The organism is Amycolatopsis bullii (genome assembly GCF_014654205.1).
Taxonomy (GTDB): Bacteria; Actinomycetota; Actinomycetes; order Mycobacteriales; family Pseudonocardiaceae; genus Amycolatopsis; species Amycolatopsis plumensis.
Genome location: NZ_BNAW01000001.1, coordinates 433,095 through 449,063 on the forward strand (window position 1 = coordinate 433,095; position 15,969 = coordinate 449,063).

21 protein-coding genes are annotated in these 15,969 nt (G+C 72.4%); 9 read left to right on the top strand and 12 right to left on the bottom strand.

Annotation, left to right across the window (positions count from 1 at the left end):
• Positions 1-64: 64 nt before the first annotated feature.
• From gcvH to IE317_RS02015, 3 genes are all read right to left on the bottom strand, one after another.
• On the bottom strand, positions 65-451 hold the full coding sequence (gene gcvH / locus IE317_RS02005; protein WP_013226819.1) for a glycine cleavage system protein GcvH: 387 nt from the start codon (positions 449-451) through the stop codon (positions 65-67).
• An 89-nt stretch (positions 452-540) separates the two neighbouring features.
• Positions 541-1,161: a CDP-alcohol phosphatidyltransferase family protein gene (locus tag IE317_RS02010; RefSeq protein ID WP_191306279.1), complete on the bottom strand. Its 621-nt coding sequence runs from the start codon at positions 1,159-1,161 to the stop codon at positions 541-543.
• Between the two features lie 378 nt (positions 1,162-1,539).
• A complete protein-coding gene (locus IE317_RS02015) occupies positions 1,540-1,746 on the bottom strand; it encodes a hypothetical protein (RefSeq protein ID WP_191306280.1) in 207 nt (68 codons plus the stop codon).
• A 276-nt stretch (positions 1,747-2,022) separates the two neighbouring features.
• On the opposite strand from IE317_RS02015, the gene IE317_RS02020 reads away from it, so the two are divergent.
• Both IE317_RS02020 and IE317_RS02025 read left to right on the top strand, forming a co-directional pair.
• The gene (locus IE317_RS02020; protein ID WP_191306281.1) at positions 2,023-2,526 is read left to right on the top strand and encodes a hypothetical protein; all 504 of its coding nucleotides are present in this window, start codon (positions 2,023-2,025) and stop codon (positions 2,524-2,526) included.
• A 35-nt stretch (positions 2,527-2,561) separates the two neighbouring features.
• On the top strand, positions 2,562-2,954 hold the full coding sequence (locus IE317_RS02025) for a hypothetical protein (protein WP_191306282.1): 393 nt from the start codon (positions 2,562-2,564) through the stop codon (positions 2,952-2,954).
• Positions 2,955-3,037: 83 nt separating this feature from the next.
• Here IE317_RS02025 and IE317_RS02030 read toward each other — a convergent pair whose 3' ends face one another.
• Both IE317_RS02030 and IE317_RS02035 read right to left on the bottom strand, forming a co-directional pair.
• On the bottom strand, positions 3,038-4,732 hold the full coding sequence (locus IE317_RS02030) for an AMP-binding protein (protein WP_191306283.1): 1,695 nt from the start codon (positions 4,730-4,732) through the stop codon (positions 3,038-3,040).
• Between the two features lie 8 nt (positions 4,733-4,740).
• On the bottom strand, positions 4,741-5,583 hold the full coding sequence (locus IE317_RS02035) for a crotonase/enoyl-CoA hydratase family protein (protein ID WP_191306284.1): 843 nt from the start codon (positions 5,581-5,583) through the stop codon (positions 4,741-4,743).
• A 135-nt stretch (positions 5,584-5,718) separates the two neighbouring features.
• Between IE317_RS02035 and IE317_RS02040 the strand changes: the two genes are divergently transcribed.
• Both IE317_RS02040 and IE317_RS02045 read left to right on the top strand, forming a co-directional pair.
• The gene (locus IE317_RS02040) at positions 5,719-6,594 is read left to right on the top strand and encodes an alpha/beta fold hydrolase (RefSeq protein ID WP_191306285.1); all 876 of its coding nucleotides are present in this window, start codon (positions 5,719-5,721) and stop codon (positions 6,592-6,594) included.
• 192 nt (positions 6,595-6,786) lie between these two features.
• Positions 6,787-7,125 carry a hypothetical protein gene (locus tag IE317_RS02045; protein ID WP_191306286.1) on the top strand — a complete coding sequence of 113 codons (339 nt, stop codon included), beginning with the start codon at positions 6,787-6,789 and terminating at the stop codon, positions 7,123-7,125.
• A gap of 127 nt (positions 7,126-7,252) precedes the next feature.
• Here IE317_RS02045 and cobA read toward each other — a convergent pair whose 3' ends face one another.
• From cobA to rpmB, 7 genes are all read right to left on the bottom strand, one after another.
• Positions 7,253-8,473 carry a uroporphyrinogen-III C-methyltransferase gene (gene cobA, locus IE317_RS02050; RefSeq protein WP_191306287.1) on the bottom strand — a complete coding sequence of 407 codons (1,221 nt, stop codon included), beginning with the start codon at positions 8,471-8,473 and terminating at the stop codon, positions 7,253-7,255.
• A gap of 47 nt (positions 8,474-8,520) precedes the next feature.
• Positions 8,521-10,386 (bottom strand): vWA domain-containing protein, encoded by a 1,866-nt coding sequence (locus IE317_RS02055; protein WP_191306288.1) that lies wholly within the window; start codon positions 10,384-10,386, stop codon positions 8,521-8,523.
• Positions 10,383-11,444, bottom strand: coding sequence for an ATP-binding protein (locus tag IE317_RS02060; RefSeq protein ID WP_191306289.1), 1,062 nt, complete (start codon positions 11,442-11,444; stop codon positions 10,383-10,385). The genes IE317_RS02055 and IE317_RS02060 overlap by 4 nt, the downstream gene beginning before the upstream one ends.
• Before the next feature lie 86 nt (positions 11,445-11,530).
• Positions 11,531-11,785 carry a 30S ribosomal protein S18 gene (rpsR, locus tag IE317_RS02065; RefSeq protein ID WP_191306290.1) on the bottom strand — a complete coding sequence of 85 codons (255 nt, stop codon included), beginning with the start codon at positions 11,783-11,785 and terminating at the stop codon, positions 11,531-11,533.
• Positions 11,782-12,087, bottom strand: a complete 306-nt coding sequence (gene rpsN / locus IE317_RS02070; RefSeq protein ID WP_191306291.1) for a 30S ribosomal protein S14 — start codon at positions 12,085-12,087, stop codon at positions 11,782-11,784. Before rpsN ends, rpsR begins: the two co-directional genes overlap by 4 nt.
• Complete coding sequence (rpmG, locus tag IE317_RS02075; protein WP_003091682.1) at positions 12,087-12,254, bottom strand: 50S ribosomal protein L33; 168 nt, start codon at positions 12,252-12,254, stop codon at positions 12,087-12,089. Before rpmG ends, rpsN begins: the two co-directional genes overlap by 1 nt.
• Positions 12,254-12,490 carry a 50S ribosomal protein L28 gene (gene rpmB, locus IE317_RS02080; protein WP_191306292.1) on the bottom strand — a complete coding sequence of 79 codons (237 nt, stop codon included), beginning with the start codon at positions 12,488-12,490 and terminating at the stop codon, positions 12,254-12,256. Before rpmB ends, rpmG begins: the two co-directional genes overlap by 1 nt.
• Before the next feature lie 79 nt (positions 12,491-12,569).
• On the opposite strand from rpmB, the gene mrf reads away from it, so the two are divergent.
• Genes mrf through IE317_RS02105 form a run of 5 tightly spaced genes read left to right on the top strand, consistent with a single transcriptional unit; the run spans position 12,570 to position 15,962 of the window.
• On the top strand, positions 12,570-13,814 hold the full coding sequence (gene mrf, locus IE317_RS02085) for a ribosome hibernation factor-recruiting GTPase MRF (protein ID WP_191306293.1): 1,245 nt from the start codon (positions 12,570-12,572) through the stop codon (positions 13,812-13,814).
• Positions 13,811-14,065, top strand: a complete 255-nt coding sequence (locus IE317_RS02090) for a type B 50S ribosomal protein L31 (RefSeq protein ID WP_191306294.1) — start codon at positions 13,811-13,813, stop codon at positions 14,063-14,065. Before mrf ends, IE317_RS02090 begins: the two co-directional genes overlap by 4 nt.
• Positions 14,065-14,217, top strand: coding sequence for a 50S ribosomal protein L32 (gene rpmF, locus IE317_RS02095; RefSeq protein ID WP_191306295.1), 153 nt, complete (start codon positions 14,065-14,067; stop codon positions 14,215-14,217). Before IE317_RS02090 ends, rpmF begins: the two co-directional genes overlap by 1 nt.
• Complete coding sequence (locus IE317_RS02100; RefSeq protein WP_191306296.1) at positions 14,214-15,269, top strand: GTP-binding protein; 1,056 nt, start codon at positions 14,214-14,216, stop codon at positions 15,267-15,269. Before rpmF ends, IE317_RS02100 begins: the two co-directional genes overlap by 4 nt.
• A 21-nt stretch (positions 15,270-15,290) precedes the next feature.
• A complete protein-coding gene (locus tag IE317_RS02105; protein WP_191306297.1) occupies positions 15,291-15,962 on the top strand; it encodes a hypothetical protein in 672 nt (223 codons plus the stop codon).
• The last annotated feature ends 7 nt before the right edge of the window (positions 15,963-15,969 follow it).

The following is a 15,969-nucleotide window of genomic DNA, read 5'->3' on the forward strand; positions in this document are numbered from 1 at the left end:
CTGCCAACGTACCGTGCCTGATCGATTCTCCGAGCCCCGGCTCCCCGAACCGGCGGAGCGGGCTTCAGCCCTTGGTCAGCGCGTCGTACGCCTCGGCTTCGAGCAGGGCTTCCAGGCCCGCCGGGTCGTCGAGCCGGATCTCGATCAGCCAGCCCTCGCCGTAGGGGTCGCTGTTGATGAGTTCGGGCGAGTCGGCGACGGCGTCGTTGACCGCGACGACCTCCCCGTCGACCGGCGCGAACAGCTCGGAGACGCTCTTGGTCGACTCGACCTCGCCGAAGACGTCGCCCGCGCTCACCTGCCTGCCGACGTCGGGCAGGTCGACGAACACGACGTCGCCGAGCTGGTCCTGCGCGTACTCGGTGATGCCGACGCGCACGAGGGTGTCCTCGCCGCGGGTGGCGACCCACTCGTGTTCCTCGGTGTAGCGAAGCTCTTCAGGAGCGGACACCGCCGGTCCCCTTTCATGCCCTCACTGGAAGTGTTGGGCGAAGTCTTACACCCACACGGCGCAGCCGCCCGCCACGACCCGGCCAAAGCTCACCCGGCCGCTTCGCGCAGGGCGTTGCGCGCCTGGACGACGTAGAGGACGCCGGACCAGACGTAGAGGACGGCGCCCCAGATGGTGAAGGCGTACCCGATCGGCCGCGCCACGGCGGCGACGTCCGAGCCGCCCTGCGCGAGCAGCAGGAACGGGAAGGCGTACATCAGGACGAAGGTCGCGCCCTTGCCGATGTAGGTGACCTCGGGCGGCGCGAAGCCACGGCGGCGCAGGGTGACGACGCAGACGCCGAGCACGGCCTCCCGCAGGACGAGCGGGACGACGACCCACCACGGGATGATGCCGCGGACCAGGAAGGCGATCAGGGTGGCGAGGATGTACAGCCGGTCGGCGGCGGGGTCGAGCAGCTGCCCGAGCCGGGACATCTGGTTGAGCCAGCGGGCGAGCTTGCCGTCGAGCCAGTCGGTCAGGGCGCTGAAGACGAGCAGGGCGAGCGCCCAGCCGTCTTCTTCGGGGCCGAGCAGCAGCCAGAGGAACACGGGGACCCCGGCCAGCCGCAGCAGCGACAGGATGTTGGGGACGTTGAGGGCCTGCCGCAGCAGCGACGGCTCGGCGGCGGGACCCGTCTGAGCGGCGGGTTCGGGGGCGGCTGTGCTCACGGGGCCATTAAACAGCGGAGTGGGGTGGGGGTGTCCGGTGGTGCGGTGGCCGGGTCGGGTGTTCTGCGCCGCGGGGCTTGCTCGCTGGGGCGGCCGGGCCAGGGACGCGAGGCCTGCGCGCCGGGGCGCTCAGGCCGGGGCGCGTCGCTGCGGGCGCCCGAGGCGGGCCTGCGGTGTCACGCGGTGACCTGGCGCTGCTCACCCGGCTGCGGGGCTCCCGGCGCGCGGGATCGGGCTGCCGGGCCTGCGTACTGCGGCGCTCGGGCGGGAGACACGGCGCAACAGGCACCCATGATGCTCAGTCCAGGGACCCGGCGGTGCCCACCGGCCCCGGGCTAAGCAGCCGGGCCACCCCATCGGGGCAACCCGGCGTCACGCTCAGCTCGCGCGGCGGTGGCTCCACCCGCGCCGCTGCAGCTCGGCGCTGGTCAGCGACTCGGGGCGGCCTCGGTAGTCGGTGCCCATCCAGCGGGCGCGGCCGGCCCGTCCCTCGAGGACGTACGGGCGGCCGCAGCACCAGACCACGGTGCTCGGGACGGTCGGCGGACTGGACGGGTCTTCGGTGCTCACAGCGTCGGCGTTCATCGCTCTCACGGATTCGGGACGGGGATTCGGGACGGGGAAGCTCGTCGGCCTCCACCAAGATTCTCGGCCCGCGAGGCCGGATCGTTAACCGTCTCGGCGCGAATTAGACCGATCGATTCTTGATGACAGCGGGAGGTTTCGGAGCGTGAACGGAATGTTAATCGTCCATTGTGGACATCGTTTCGGCAGCCACCGGGCCGGGCCGCCGGGCCGCTGTTGTAATCTCCGGCACACCCGTGGACACACCACGGGAACCGATGGCGAGGAAGGATCGCGGTGCCCCACCCGACCACCACGAGGACGTGGCTCGTGGCCTGCCTCGCCCTGCTCGCGCTCGCCGGCTGTTCCGGCGACCCCGCCGCCCCGGCTCCCCCGGCTCCGCCGTCCGCCTCCTCCGCGCCGCCCGCGACGACCACGGCACCTCCCTCGCCGTCGCCGGCTCCCCCGGCCGGCAGCGAGTCCGCACCCGCCCCGGCGTCCAAGCCCTCCGGGCCGCCGCCGTCGGTGCCCGGGTCGTGCGGCACCGTCACCGCCGCCAGCGGGCTGACGCTCTACGTCTTCGACAGCGGCTCCGCGGGGGTCAGCTGCGCCGCGGCGACGAAGCTGGTCGGCGACTTCCACCACCGGATCGCCGGGCGCCAGGGCGCCGGCTCGAACGACGCGGTGAACGAGACCGTCGACGGCTGGCTGTGCACGTCCGGGCCGCCCGCCGCCCAGGGCGGCACCACCTGCACCAAGGGCGAGCAGACGGTCTTCGCCGCCGTCGTGCCGTCCGAGTGAGTCCCGTTCCTCATCCTCGCGCTCCAGAAGGGCCCATGAAGACACTCGCGTACCCCCTGCTGCTCGTCGCCGCGTCCGCCGCACTGGCCGGCTGCGGAGGCGGCGACCCGGCGCCCGCGGCGCCGTCCGCCACCGTCCCGGCCGCGGTGGCGGCAGCGGAGTCGACGGCACCGGGCGTGCCCTGCGGTGAAATCGCGGGCACGGGCGGCGCGAAGACGGCCGTCGTCGCGCACGGCAAGGTGGACTGCGCCGCGGCGACGAAGCTGCTCACGGACTACTTCGCGAAGCTGACCCCGGCCGAGGCGAACGACGCCGACGGCCCGGGTCCGATCGTCCTCGACGAGTGGACGTGCGGCAGCGGGCCCCACGACCCGGTGACGGCGTGCTCGACCGAGGACGGCCGCCAGGTCGAGGGCACCCGCCGCTGACCGGCACCGGCCGACGCAGTGAATGACTCATTCCCGGCGTCGGACGTCAGGAATGAGTCATTCACTGCATTCGGGCGCGGCGGTCAGGACTTGAGGTCCGGGAAGTCCTCCTCGCGGAACTCGGTCCCCGTGCCCCGCGCCGGGTCGCTCTCGCGGCCCCGCAGCTCGACGCGGCGGATCTTGCCCGAGATCGTCTTCGGCAGCTCCGCGAACTCCAGCCGCCGGATCCGCTTGTACGGCGCCAGGTGCTCGCGGCAGTGGGCCAGGATCGACCGCGCGGTCGCGGCGTCCGGCGAGAAGCCCGCCGCCAGGACGACGTACGCCTTGGGCACCGCGAGCCGGATCGGGTCCGGCGCCGGGACGACGGCCGCCTCGGCGACCGCCTCGTGCTCGATCAGGACGCTCTCCAGCTCGAACGGCGAGATCCGGTAGTCCGATGCCTTGAACACGTCGTCGGTGCGCCCGACGTAGGTGATGTAGCCGCGTTCGTCGATCGAACCGACGTCACCGGTGTGGTAGAAGCCGTTCGCGAAGGCCGCCGAGGTGCGCTCGTCGTCGTCGGCGTAGCCGGTCATCAGGCCCACCGGCCGGTGCGCCAGGTCCAGGCAGATCTCGCCTTCCGAAGCCCGCTCGCCGCTGACCGGGTCGACCAGCGCCACCACGAACCCCGGCAGCGGGCGGCCCATCGAGCCCGGCACGACGTCCTGGCCCGGCGTGTTCGCGATCTGGACGCTGCTTTCGGTCTGGCCGAAGCCGTCGCGGATGGTGACGCCCCACGCCTTCTCGACCTGGTCGATCACCTCGGGGTTCAGCGGCTCACCGGCGCCGACGACCTTCTTCGGCGGGGTCTTCAACGCCGTCAGGTCGGCCTGGATGAGCATCCGCCACACCGTCGGCGGCGCGCAGAAGCTCGTGACGCCGCAGCGGTCCATCTGCGCCATCAGGGCGCCCGCGTCGAACCGGCTGTAGTTGTAGAGGAACACCGTCGCCTCGGCGTTCCACGGGGCGAAGAAGTTGCTCCACGCGTGCTTCGCCCAGCCGGGCGAGGAGATGTTCAGGTGGACGTCCCCGGGCTCCAGCCCGATCCAGTACATCGTCGACAGGTGACCCACCGGGTACGAGACGTGCGTGTGCTGCACCAGCTTCGGCTTCGCGGTGGTGCCGGAGGTGAAGTACAGCAGCAGCGGGTCGGCCGCCTTCGTCGGACCGTCCGGGGTGAACTCGGGCGACTCGGCGAACGCGGCCGAGTAGGCGTGCCAGCCCTCGACCGGCTCCCCCACCGCGATCCGGGTGTAGCCGCCCTCGACGCCGTCGAACTTCGGCGCGTCCACCGAGCGGACGACGACGTGCTTGGCCGCGCCGCGCTCCACCCGGTCGGTCAGGTCGGCCGGGCCGAGCAGCGTCGACGCCGGGATGATCACCGCGCCGAGCTTGATCGCCGCGAGGATCGTCTCCCACAGCTCGCCCTGGTTGCCCAGCATGAGGATCAGCCGGTCGCCGCGGCGGACGCCGAGCGAGCGCAGCCAGTTCGCCACCTGGTTGGACCGGCCGGACATCTCCGGGTAGGTCCAGCGGTTCTCGGTGCCGTCCTCCTCGACGATCCACAGCGCGTACCGCGCGGCGTTGGCCGGGTCGTGCGCGACGACGTCGAACCAGTCGATCGCCCAGTTGAACTCGTCGAACTCCGGCCAGGCGAAGTCGCGGTACGCCGTGTCGTAGTCCTCGCGGTGGGTCTGCAGGTAGTCCCGCGCGACGCGGAACGCGTGGTGGACGCTCACGCTGCCTCCTATTCGCCCTTGAACTCCGGCGGGCGGCGCTCCAGGAAGGCCTGGACCGCTTCGCCGAGGTCCTTGCTGGGCAGGAACGCCGAGTTCCACGCCGCGACGTACCGGAGGCCGTCGGCGACCTGGCGCTCGGTGTTCGCCGCCAGTACCTGCTTCGTACCCTGCACCACCAGCGGCGGGTTCGCAGCGATCTCGCCGGCGAGTTCGCGCGCGGCCTTCAGCAGCGTGTCCTGGCTGTCGTAGACGTCGTTGACCAGGCCGATCTTCTCGGCGCGGGCGGCGTCGATGTCCTTGCCGGTCAGGGCCAGCTCGCGCAGGTGCCCCTCGCCGACGATGGAGGCGAGCCGCTGGAGGCTGCCGAGGTCGGCGACGATGGCCACGCGCACCTCGCGGACGCTGAACTTGGCGTCGGCGCTGGCCAGCCGGACGTCCGCGGCCGCGACGACGTCGACCCCGCCGCCGATGCACCAGCCCGAAACGGCCGCGACGACCGGTTTGCGGCATTCCGCGATGGAGCTGACCGCCGCCTGCAGCGACCGGACCTGGTCGAGGAACGCCGTCCGCGGGCCGGCCAGGTTGTCCCCGCCCAGCATCGGGGCCCAGTCGCCCATCATCGCGGGCAGGTCGAGACCGTAGGAGAAGTGCTTGCCGCTGCCGGTCAGCACCACGGCCCTGACCTGCGGGTCGGCGTCCAGCGCGCGGAACACCAGCGGCAGCTCGCGCCAGAAGTCCGGGCCCATCGCGTTGCCCTTCGACGGGCCGAGAAGCGTCACTTCGGCCACATGGCCGTCGACGTCGACCTTGAGGGACACGAGGTCGGGCAGACTGTCAGCAGTAGCGGTCATGGGGTCATCTTGACCCATGCCCGCGACCACCCGCCATTGGCACCTTGTCAATTGACGCCGGCGTCACCGTGCCAACCTGGTCGGGGGATGCTTTCCTGAAAGAGACTCGCACACGACCGGGGAGGACGGTGGGACATGAGCCCGGCCAGCGCGACCGCGATCGAGTCCGAGTCCCCGTCCGCTCCCGTCCGGCGGGCCTCCCGTCCGATCGAGCTCACCGGTTCGTTCGACCACGAGGGGCACCGGCTCTGGTACACCGAGTTCGGCAGCGGCGACAAGGTCGTCGTCCTCACCCACGGCATCATGCTGACCCGCCGGATGCACGCGCCGCTGGCCCGCCGGCTGGCCCGCGCGGGCTTCCGGGTGATCACCCTCGACCTGCTCGGCCACGGCGATTCGGACCGGCCGACCGAGTCGTGGCTGTACTCGATGCCGTCGTTCGCCGAGCAGACCCTGGCGCTGCTGGACCACCTCGAGGTTTCGTCCGCGGTGATCGGCGGGACGTCACTCGGCGCCAACGTCTCGCTCGAAGTGGCGGTCTCGGCGCCGTCCCGGGCGCGCGGGCTGATCGTCGAGATGCCGGTGCTGGACAACGCGATCGTCGCCGGGCTGGTCACCTTCGCCCCGCTGCTGATGGCCGCCCGGTTCCTGCCGTTCACGGTGCAGGCGGTGGCGCTGGCGGCGTCGGTGGTCCCGCACGGCAACCAGTGGGTCGACGTCGTCACCGACACGCTGTCCCAGCGCCCGGCCCCGATGGCGGCCCTGCTGCACGGAGTGCTGTTCGGCCGGATCGCGCCGCCGAAGGCGGTCCGCCGCAAGATCACGACCCGCGCGCTGGTGATCGGGCACCAGGGCGACCCGATCCACCCGTTCGGCGACGCGGACAGCCTGGCCGTCGACATGCCGGACGCGGAGTTCGTCCAGGCGCGCAGCCCGGTGGAACTCCGGCTCGACCCGACCCGGCTGTCGGACGCGATCCGGGATTTCGCCGCGAGCTGCTACGAAGATTGACATGCCCCTGGTGTGGGTGACCGGCAACGCGGGGGCCGGCAAGTCGGCGGTCTGCGCGCTGCTCAAGGAGCGGGGCGAGCTCGCGGTCGACGCGGACGAGGAGGGCTACCACCACTGGGCGGACCGGGTGAGCGGGGAGATCGTCACCGATCCGCCCGACCCGGTGCCGGCGGGCTGGCTCGACCGCTTCGGGTGGCGATCGACCGGGCGAAGGTCGAAGCCCTGGCGGCGCGCGCGGCCGGCGGGATCGCGTTCTTCTGCGGCTGCCCCGAGAACCACGAGGACGTGCGGGACCTCTTCGACCTCGTGATCTGCCTGGTGATCGACGAAGACACCCTCCGCAACCGGCTCCGGACCCGCACGTCCAACAGCTTCGGCAAACACCCGGAGGAACTGGCCGCCGCCCTCGCCGACAACGCCTACCGCCACCCCGGCGCCACGATCATCGACGGCACCCGCCCATTGCCCGAAGTCGCCGACACGATCCTCGCCACCGCCCGCCGTGCGCAACCGGGCATCTCGCGTGCTTGAACAGGCATCACGCGTGATCCGGCAGGCGTCAAGCGTGCTTGGAGGGGCATCGCGGTGATGCCTCTCCAAGCACGTGTGATGCCCCGCTGATCACGTGTGATGCCTGCCGGGTCACGCGTGTGTCCCCTCAGGACACGGGGGCGAGGCCCGCCACCGGGCCGATCACGATCACTGCCGGGGGGCGGACTCCGGAGACCGCCGCGTCGGTGACCACCGTGTCCAGTGTGGACCTCAGGGATCGCTGGGTGCGCATCGTGCCGTCCTCGATGATGGCGACCGGGGTGTCGGCCGGGCGGCCGCCGTCGAGGAGGGCCTTCGCGAACTGCGGGAGGCGCTCGACGCCCATCATCAGCACGATCGTGCCCTTCATCCGGGCCAGGAGGTCCCAGTCGACGAGGGACCGGTCGTCGCCGGGGGCGACGTGGCCGGAGACCACCACGACCTCGTGGGCCACGCCGCGGTGGGTGACCGGGACGTCCGCCGCCGCGGGGACCGCGAACGCGCTCGTGATGCCCGGGACCATCGTCACCGGGACACCCGCCTCCGCGCAGGCCAGCACCTCCTCGAAGCCGCGGCCGAACAGGTACGGGTCGCCGCCCTTGAGCCGGACGACGAACTTGCCCTCCTTGGCCCGCTCGACCAGCGTGCTGTTGATGACGTCCTGGCTGGCCGCGCGGCCGTACGGGATCTTCGCCGCGTCGACGACCTCGACCTCCGGCGCGAGCTCGTCGAGCAGCTCGCGGGGCGCCAGCCGGTCCACCACGACGACGTCCGCGCGCGCCAGCAGGCGACGGCCGCGGACCGTGATCAGCTCCGGGTCGCCGGGACCGCCACCGACCAGCGCCACCCCGGGCAGCGTGCCTTCCGGGTGCGGACGGCGGCCGTCCTCGATCGTGCCGTTGTGCAGGCCGTCGAGCATCGAGTCGCGGACCGCCGCCGACCGCAGCGGCTCACCGCCGGAGAGCACACCGAACAGCAGGCCGCCGTGACGCCCCGACGCCGGGGTCACCGCCGAACCCGACTCGCCTTCGTCGGCGCGGACGCAGAACACCCGCTCCCGCTCGGCTTCGGCGCAGACGGCGGCGTTCACCGCAGGGTCGTCCGTGCAGGCCAGCGCGTACCAGGCGGCGCGGAGGTCGCCTTCCTGGTAGGGCCGTTCGTGCCAGACCAGCTCGCCCGCGTCCACCATCCCCTGCACCGACGGCGTCGTGTGCGGCGACACCAGTTCGACGCGGGCTCCCGCGCTGATCAGCCGGGGCAGCCGGCGCTGGGCCACGGAGCCGCCGCCGATCATCACGACGCGGCGCCCGGTCAGCTGCAGGCCGGAAAGGTAGTGCGGGTCGTCCATGCGCCGGAGTTTATTGGTGCGGGAGCCCTGCGCCAGCCCAGCGTGGGTCATGCCACGCGGAACACCGGCCCGCGGGCCACGAAGGGCAGCCGCGCGCCCCGCGGCACCAGGTACGCGTGCTCCCGGCGGGGCCGGACGTGGTCGCAGTACGCGTCGGTGATGATCAGGATCGGGCCGTCGGCCGGGAAGTCGGCCGCGCGCTGCAGCAGGTCGACGCCGGGCTGCAGGATCGTCCCGCCGCGCCCGCGGACCTTGACCCGGCCCGCGATGTCCTCGACCGCGAGGTACCCGGCGTCGTAGGCGACGGCGTCGCAGAACACCACGCGCGCGGCCGGCACGTCCCGGGCCAGCGCGTACGACGCGATCGCGCCCAGGGCCTTGCCCAGCAGCTCGGCGTTCATCGACCCCGAGGTGTCCAGGACCACGCCGAAGGTGACGCGCCGGTCCAGGCGTTCCGGGCGCACGCGGCCCGGGCGCGGGATGTCCGGCGTCGACGACTGGCGGCGGGACGCCCGCGCGTAGCTGCGCACCGGCAGCTCGACCCGGACGTGCTCGTCGAACCAGCGCGCGAGCTGGGCGTCCCACGGCAGCGGCGGGTGGTCGAGCGCCCGGATCTCCTGCTCCAGCCCGGCCGGCAGCAGGCCGCGGCCCTGGGCGTGGTGGTATTCGAGGCCCTGGGTGAGCGCCCGGCGGTAGAACTCGTCGAGGTCGACACCCCGGGTGCGGTCGTCCCACGGCGCCGGCCGCGCCTCCCGCCGCGACGACCGGCGCCGCACCGCGTCCGGTTCGGACAGCCACTCGCCCAGCACGTCCCCGGCCTCGCGCGAACCCAGGGTCAGCAGCTTGCGGGCGCGGCGGAGGTCGGTGGTCAGCGTGTCGTACACCGATTCCGCGGACATCCCGGTCAGCTGCCGGTCGTGCAGGACGCCGTGCGGCAGCTCGCCGACGCCCATGGCGACCAGCCAGCCGTTGATGACGTAGTCGCAGGCGACGTTCCACAGGTACGGGTCGCGGCCGAACGCGCGCCGGTCGTGCCGCAGCGCCGCGTGCAGCATTTCGTGGGCCAGCACGAACCGCCACTCCTCGGCGGTCAGGTCGGCGGCCGGGTTGACGTAGATCTCGCCGTGCTCGGCGTCGACCGCGGCCAAGGCGATGTTCCAGGCGCGGACGACCTCGGCGTCGACGACGAGGGTGAACCCGGCGGCGACCGCGGCGAGCAGCGGGAACGACGAGACGAACCAGGACAGGGCGCGGTCCCACTCCCCCATCGCCCGCCGGTGCCGGGTCTGGCCGCGGGCGTCGGCGGCGCGTTCCATGGCCTCGGTGGCCGAGGCGATCAGGCCGCGGGCGAACCGCTCGGTCCACGGCTCCGGCTTCCCGTGGTACTGCAGCTGCCAGTGGCTCATCAAGCGCGCGAGCCGCAGGCACGGACCCGGCCCGCCGGTGAACGGCGCAGGAACTCCCGTCTCGCGCCACACGCGGGTCAGCGCGAGCTCGTCGGTGCCGGGAAGTTCGGGCGAGTCGACGACCGGAGTCCCCACGCGCACCGCCTCGGCGAACCGGTGGACGGCCACGCAGCAGGCCGTGGCGTACACCGGGTCCACGTCGCCGTCCGGCATGATCGCCTCGGCCTCCGTCAGCCGGTCGTCGTCGAGGTGGCCGAGGCCCAGGTGCAGCAACAGGTGCGCGAACACCCAGGCCCACTCGCCGGGCTCGGCGTCGCGCGCGCGGTTCGCCATGATCACCCCGCGGTTGTTGACGACGGCCCAGCCGGCGCCGGCGCTCTCCGGGCTCAGGCTCGCGCCCCGGGCCAGGTGGTCCAGGACCGTGTTCGCCCGCGCCTGAGCCCAGCCGTCTTCGATCGCCTTGTTCCGGCGTTCGCGGCGCCGGGCTTCGGCGCGGGCGTTGCTCATGCCCGCGCCGCCACCAGCCGCGGCAGGTCGCGGGCCGCTTCGACCAGGAACCACGACGGCAGCCGCGGGTTCCCGGCTTCGTCGTCGGCGATGACCAGTTGAGCCATCTCCAGGGAGATCTCGGCCAGCTCGACCAGGAGGCTCTTCGCGCGGAAGGCGAACTGGCGCACGGCCGCCGACGCGTGCCGCTTGTCCGCGGGCAGGTCCTTGACCAGCCGCGCGCGGAACGTCTCGGCGAGGAAGTAGAGCAGGTCGCGGTCGGCCGGCTCGGCGGGCCAGCGCGCCTCGCCCTTGAGGATCGCCTCCAGGTCGAAGGCGTGCCGGGCGACCTTGAGGTACGCGCGGAAGGCGCCGGCGTGGGCCGGGGTGAGGGTCGCGTACGCCAGCAGGGCGACCGTCTCGTCGTCGGCCGGGTCACCCGCGGAGTGCAGCAGGTCCGAGAGCATGTGCCAGGACCGCGGCGTCGAGAACGGCTCTTCGGTCTTCGGCGGCGGGCTCCAGAGGTGGTCCGGGCGCTGGGTGAGGTACTCGAGCACCCACGGGTGGATGCCGTGGCCGGCGGCCCAGGTGAGCCAGTCGTCCGGCGCGGCGCGCAGGTGGACGTGGACCAGGCGGTTGACCAGGGCCGAGGCCATCGGCCGGGCCAGTGCCTGGTCGGTGGCACGGTTGCCGGCGCCGATCACGACCGAGCCCGGCGGCAGCTCGTAGGAGCCGATGCGGCGGTCGAGGATGAGCGAGTAGAACGCCTTCTGGACGTCGGGCGCGGCGGCGTTCAGCTCGTCGAGGAACAGGCAGTACGGCTCGGCGCGGGCGATCTGCTCCGGCGGGCAGAACCGGCTGCGGCCACCCGTGATCTGCGGGACGCCGATGAGGTCTTCGGGGGCGAGCTGGGTGCCCAGCAGCGAAACGCAATCCAGGCCCAGGGACGCCGCGAAATCGCGCACCAGCGAGGACTTCCCGATCCCGGGCGCGCCCCAGAGGAACACCGGCCGCACGACGGCGGTGGTGAGCAGGAGCTCGGGCAGCCGGGCGGGCGTGACCGTGAGCTGGGCGTGCAAGCGGACCTCCTGATTTCAGGACATCCCTGGCGACGCCCCCTTTCGTGCGCCCATGGTCGCGCGCCACCCGGCTTCGCGCATCCGAATTAGTTCGCGCGGCCCGCCGACGGGTACGGCAGCAGGGCCATCTCGCGCGCGTTCTTGATCGCCGTGGCGACCTGTTTCTGTTGCTGCGGCGTCAATCCCGTCACGCGGCGAGCGCGGATCTTGCCGCGGTCGGAGACGAACTTCCGCAGCAGGTCGACGTCCTTCCAGTCGACATGGGTGATCTTGTTGGCGTGCAACAGGTTCACCTTGCGCTTGCCGGGACGGTCGCGGTGCGGTTTCGGCATCCGGCTCACCAGCTCGACTTCGCGACGCCGGGCAGCTCGCCGTGGTGCGCGGCCTGCCGCATTTTCACCCGTGACAGCCCGAACTTCCGGAGGTAGCCGCGCGGGCGGCCGTCCGAGACGTCCCGGTTGCGGATCCGCGTCGGGCTGGCGTCGCGCGGCAGCTTCTGCAGCGCGACGACGGCTTCGGCCTTCTCCTGCGGCGACGAGCCGGGCGAGGCGATGACGGCCTTGAGCGCACGGCGGCGTTCGACGTACCGCGCGGCGATCACCTTCCGCTGCTCGTTCTTCGCAATTTTGGACTTCTTGGCCATCAGCGCTCTTCCTTGAACTCGACGTGCTTGCGCGCGACCGGGTCGTACTTGCGCAGGACCATCCGGTCCGGGTCGTTGCGGCGGTTCTTCTTGGTGACGTACGTGTAGCCGGTGCCCGCGGTGGACCGCAGCTTGATGATCGGCCGGACGTCGGTGCTCTTCGCCATTACAGCTTCACCCCCTTCGCCTCCAGTTCGGCGACGACGGCCTCGATGCCGCGCTTGTCGATCGTCTTCATGCCCTTGGCGGAGACGCGCAGCCGCACCCAGCGGCCCTCGCTCGGCACGAAGTAGCGACGGTTCTGCAAGTTCGGCTCCCACCGCCGGGACGTGCGGCGGTGCGAGTGCGAGACCTGCTTGCCGTAGCCCGGCTTGCGGCCGGTGACCTGGCACACGGCGGACAAGGACCCTCCCGAGTTGATAGTGATTTTCATTTCCATGTACTGTTGCGCACCGCACCTCGCCCGCATTCCTGGAGCCCTTGTGACCCACCACTCCCGCGTCCCGCTCGTCCTCGTGAGCGGCTTGGCCGCCGGACCGAACGCCGCGCTGGCCGAGCTGCTGCGCGTGGCCGAGCCCGGCACCGCCGTCGTCCACCACGACCTGCGCGAGATCCACTCCGGCGTCGTCCGCCGCCGGCTGAAGCTCGGCGAGCGCGACGACCTCACCGTCCTGGAGCTGGCCCACGGCTGCGTGTCCTGCACCCTGCGCGAGGACCTGCTCCCGCTGCTGCGGCGGCTGGCGCGGCGCCCGGAGGTGTCCCGGATCGTCGTCCGGCTCGACGAGGCCATGGAGCCGGAGCCGGTGAGCTGGGCGATCCGGAACGTCCTGGTCGGCGACCACCCGGTGGGCGACGACGTCGACCTGCGGGCCGTCCTCACCGTCGTCGACTGCGCGACCTGGCTCGCCGACGCGACCGGCGACGACGAACTGGCGGACCGGAACCTGCAGGGCAGCCCCGAGGACGAGCGGACCGTCGCCCAGGTCGCGCTGTCCCAGGTGGAGTTCGCCGACGTCCTGGTGCTGGCCGGCGCGGCCCCCGACGCGTGGACCGCCGCGAAGGGGGCCGCGGTCCTCGACCGGGTCGCGCCGTCGGTGCCCCGGGTCGAGCTTTCGCGCGTCGACGGGCACAGCGTCCTCGACGCCGTCCCCACCGATGCCCGCCGCGGCGAGGTCACCGACATGCACGGCGCCCTGCTGCGCGGCCAACCACCGGTGCACGTCGACTGCGGCATCGGGCTGGTCACCTTCACCGCGCAGCGGCCGTTCCACCCCGGACGCCTGCACGACGCGCTGGACGTGCTGCTCGACGGCGTCGTCCGGACCCGCGGGCGCGCCTGGGTGGCCAGCCAGCCCGACGTCGCGTTCTGGATCGAGTCGGCGGGCGGCGGGCTGGGCCTGGGCCACGCCGGGCCGTGGCTCGCCGCGCCCGGCGGTCCGGAGTGGACGGACGTCTCCCCCGAGCGCCGGACGCTCGCGTCCCTGCGGTGGCACCCGGTGCACGGCGACCGCGCGCAGGAGCTCGTCGTCGTGACGGACCAGACAACGCCCGACGAGATCGACGCGGCCCTGCGCGGCGCTCTACTGACCGACGAAGAGCTCGCGGCCGGGCCCGAAGCGTGGGCGCGCTACCCCGACCCGTTCGGCGACTGGCACGAAGAACCGTGCGAGGACGCCGAATCCGACCCGGCGCGGCACTCCGCGGCGAACCGAAAGGAAGAACGATGAAGACCGGAATCCACCCCGACTACCACCCCGTGGTGTTCAAGGACTCGTCGACCGGCGACAGTTTCCTGACCCGTTCCACGATCACCTCCGACAAGACGATCGAGTGGTCCGACGGGAACACCTACCCGCTCGTCATGGTCGACATCAGCTCGTGGTCGCACCCGTTCTGGACCGGCACCCAGCGGATCATGGACAGCGCCGGCCAGGTCGAGAAGTTCCACCGCCGCTACGGGAAGCGAGGGACCCGCTGATGGCCGTCCCCAAGCGCAAGACCTCCCGCAGCAACACGCGCTCGCGGCGGGCGCAGTGGAAGGCCGCCGCGCCGGACCTGGTGCCGATCAAGGTCGACGGCGAGGTCCGGCTGGTCCCCCGGCGGCTGATGAAGCACTTCCACGCGCCGTGAGCGTTCCGGTCACCGTGCTGTCCGGTTTCCTCGGCGCGGGCAAGACGACGCTGCTCAACCACATCCTCGCCCACCGGGCGGGGGTGCGGGTGGCGGTGATCGTCAACGACATGAGCGAGGTCAACATCGACGCCGCGCTCGTCCGGTCGCAGGAACGCCTGGTGGAACTGACCAACGGGTGCATCTGCTGCACCCTGCGGGAAGACCTCCTCGAGGAGGTCGCGGCGCTGTGCGCGGACGGCCGCTTCGACCACGTGCTCATCGAGTCGAGCGGCATCTCCGAGCCGATGCCGGTGGCGGCGACGTTCACGTTCCTCGACGCCGTCGCCCACCTCGACACGATGGTGACGGTGGTGGACGCCGCGCACTTCGCCCGGGAGCTGGCGGCCGGCGACTCCCTGGTGGAGCGCCGGCTCGACCAGTACTCCGGCGACGAGCGGACGGTCAGCGACCTGCTGATCGACCAGGTCGAGTTCGCCGACGTCCTGCTCCTGAACAAAACCGACCTGACTCCTCCGGCCGAGGTGGACCGGCTGGTGGCGACGCTGCGGCGGCTCAACCCGGCCGCCGACGTCGTCACGGGAAGTTTCGGGAAGGTGCCGCTGGAGCGGGTGTTCGGGACCGGCCGGTACGACGCCGCCCGGGCGCAGGAGGCCCCGGGCTGGGTGGCCGAGCTGAACGGCGACCACGTCCCGGAAACCGAGGAGTACGGCATCTCCAGCGTGGTGTTCCGCGCGGTCCGGGCGTTCGACCCCGCGGCACTGTGGGATTTCGTCACCCGGCGGCTGGGCTCCGGCGAATTCGGGACCGTGCTGCGGTCCAAGGGTTTCTTCGCGCTGGCGTCGCGGCCCGGGGTGACCGGGCTGTGGTCCCAGGCGGGCGCGGTGGCCCGGTTCGAACCCCAGGGCGTGGCGGCCGGACCGCGTCAGGAGCTGGTGTTCATCGGCGTCGACCTCGCCGGGGACGCACTGCTGGCGGCCCTGCGGGACTGCCTCGGGGAGGCGAGCGGACCGGACCCGTTCCCGGAATGGGAACCGGTCGAAATCCATTGACCGCGCCGGAAGAATGGCGGCATGGACGGGCGGGGGTACCTGGAGAAACTGATTTCCGATCACCTGGGCGCGGGCCGCGGGCAGCCGTCCCACGGGCGGCAGCTGAGCTTCGACCGGCGGGAGATCCGCGGGGTGGCGATCGGCCTGGTGGCCGCGGGGGCGCTGGCGCAGGAGGACGCCGACCGGATCCTCGCCGACCTGGACGAGACCCTGAAACGGTCCGGCTGGCTCAAGGTCGCGCACGCGGAGGGGTCGGCCTCCGCCGGCTTCGCGCCGGTGGCCAGGCGGGTGGGCGCCGAGCGGCCGGAGTGGCGGCAGGCGATCGAAGAGCCGCCCACGCCCGTGCTGCGGCACGTGGTTTCCCTCGCCGGCCGCACCCTCGAAGCCGGTGAGCTGACGGCGGACCTGGTGAGCCTGGAGGTGTGGTCGACCTTCGTCGTCCTGAGCACGGCCCGCAGCGGCGTCGATCCCCGCCGGATGCGAGAGCTCGTTCACCTTCGCACCGTCTGGCGCGGGTGGGACGACGCCGGAACCCAGTACCGCGGCACCGGCGGCGGAGGCGGGTCGGGCTCCCACGGCCTGCTCGTGGAGCGGCGCACGTTCGAACCCGGGCCGCCGGCGGAGGCCCGGGTGCTCACCCTCGCCGTCGAGTCGCCCGGCGGCCAGGCCACCGTCGAGATCCCGCTCGGCTGATCGCCCT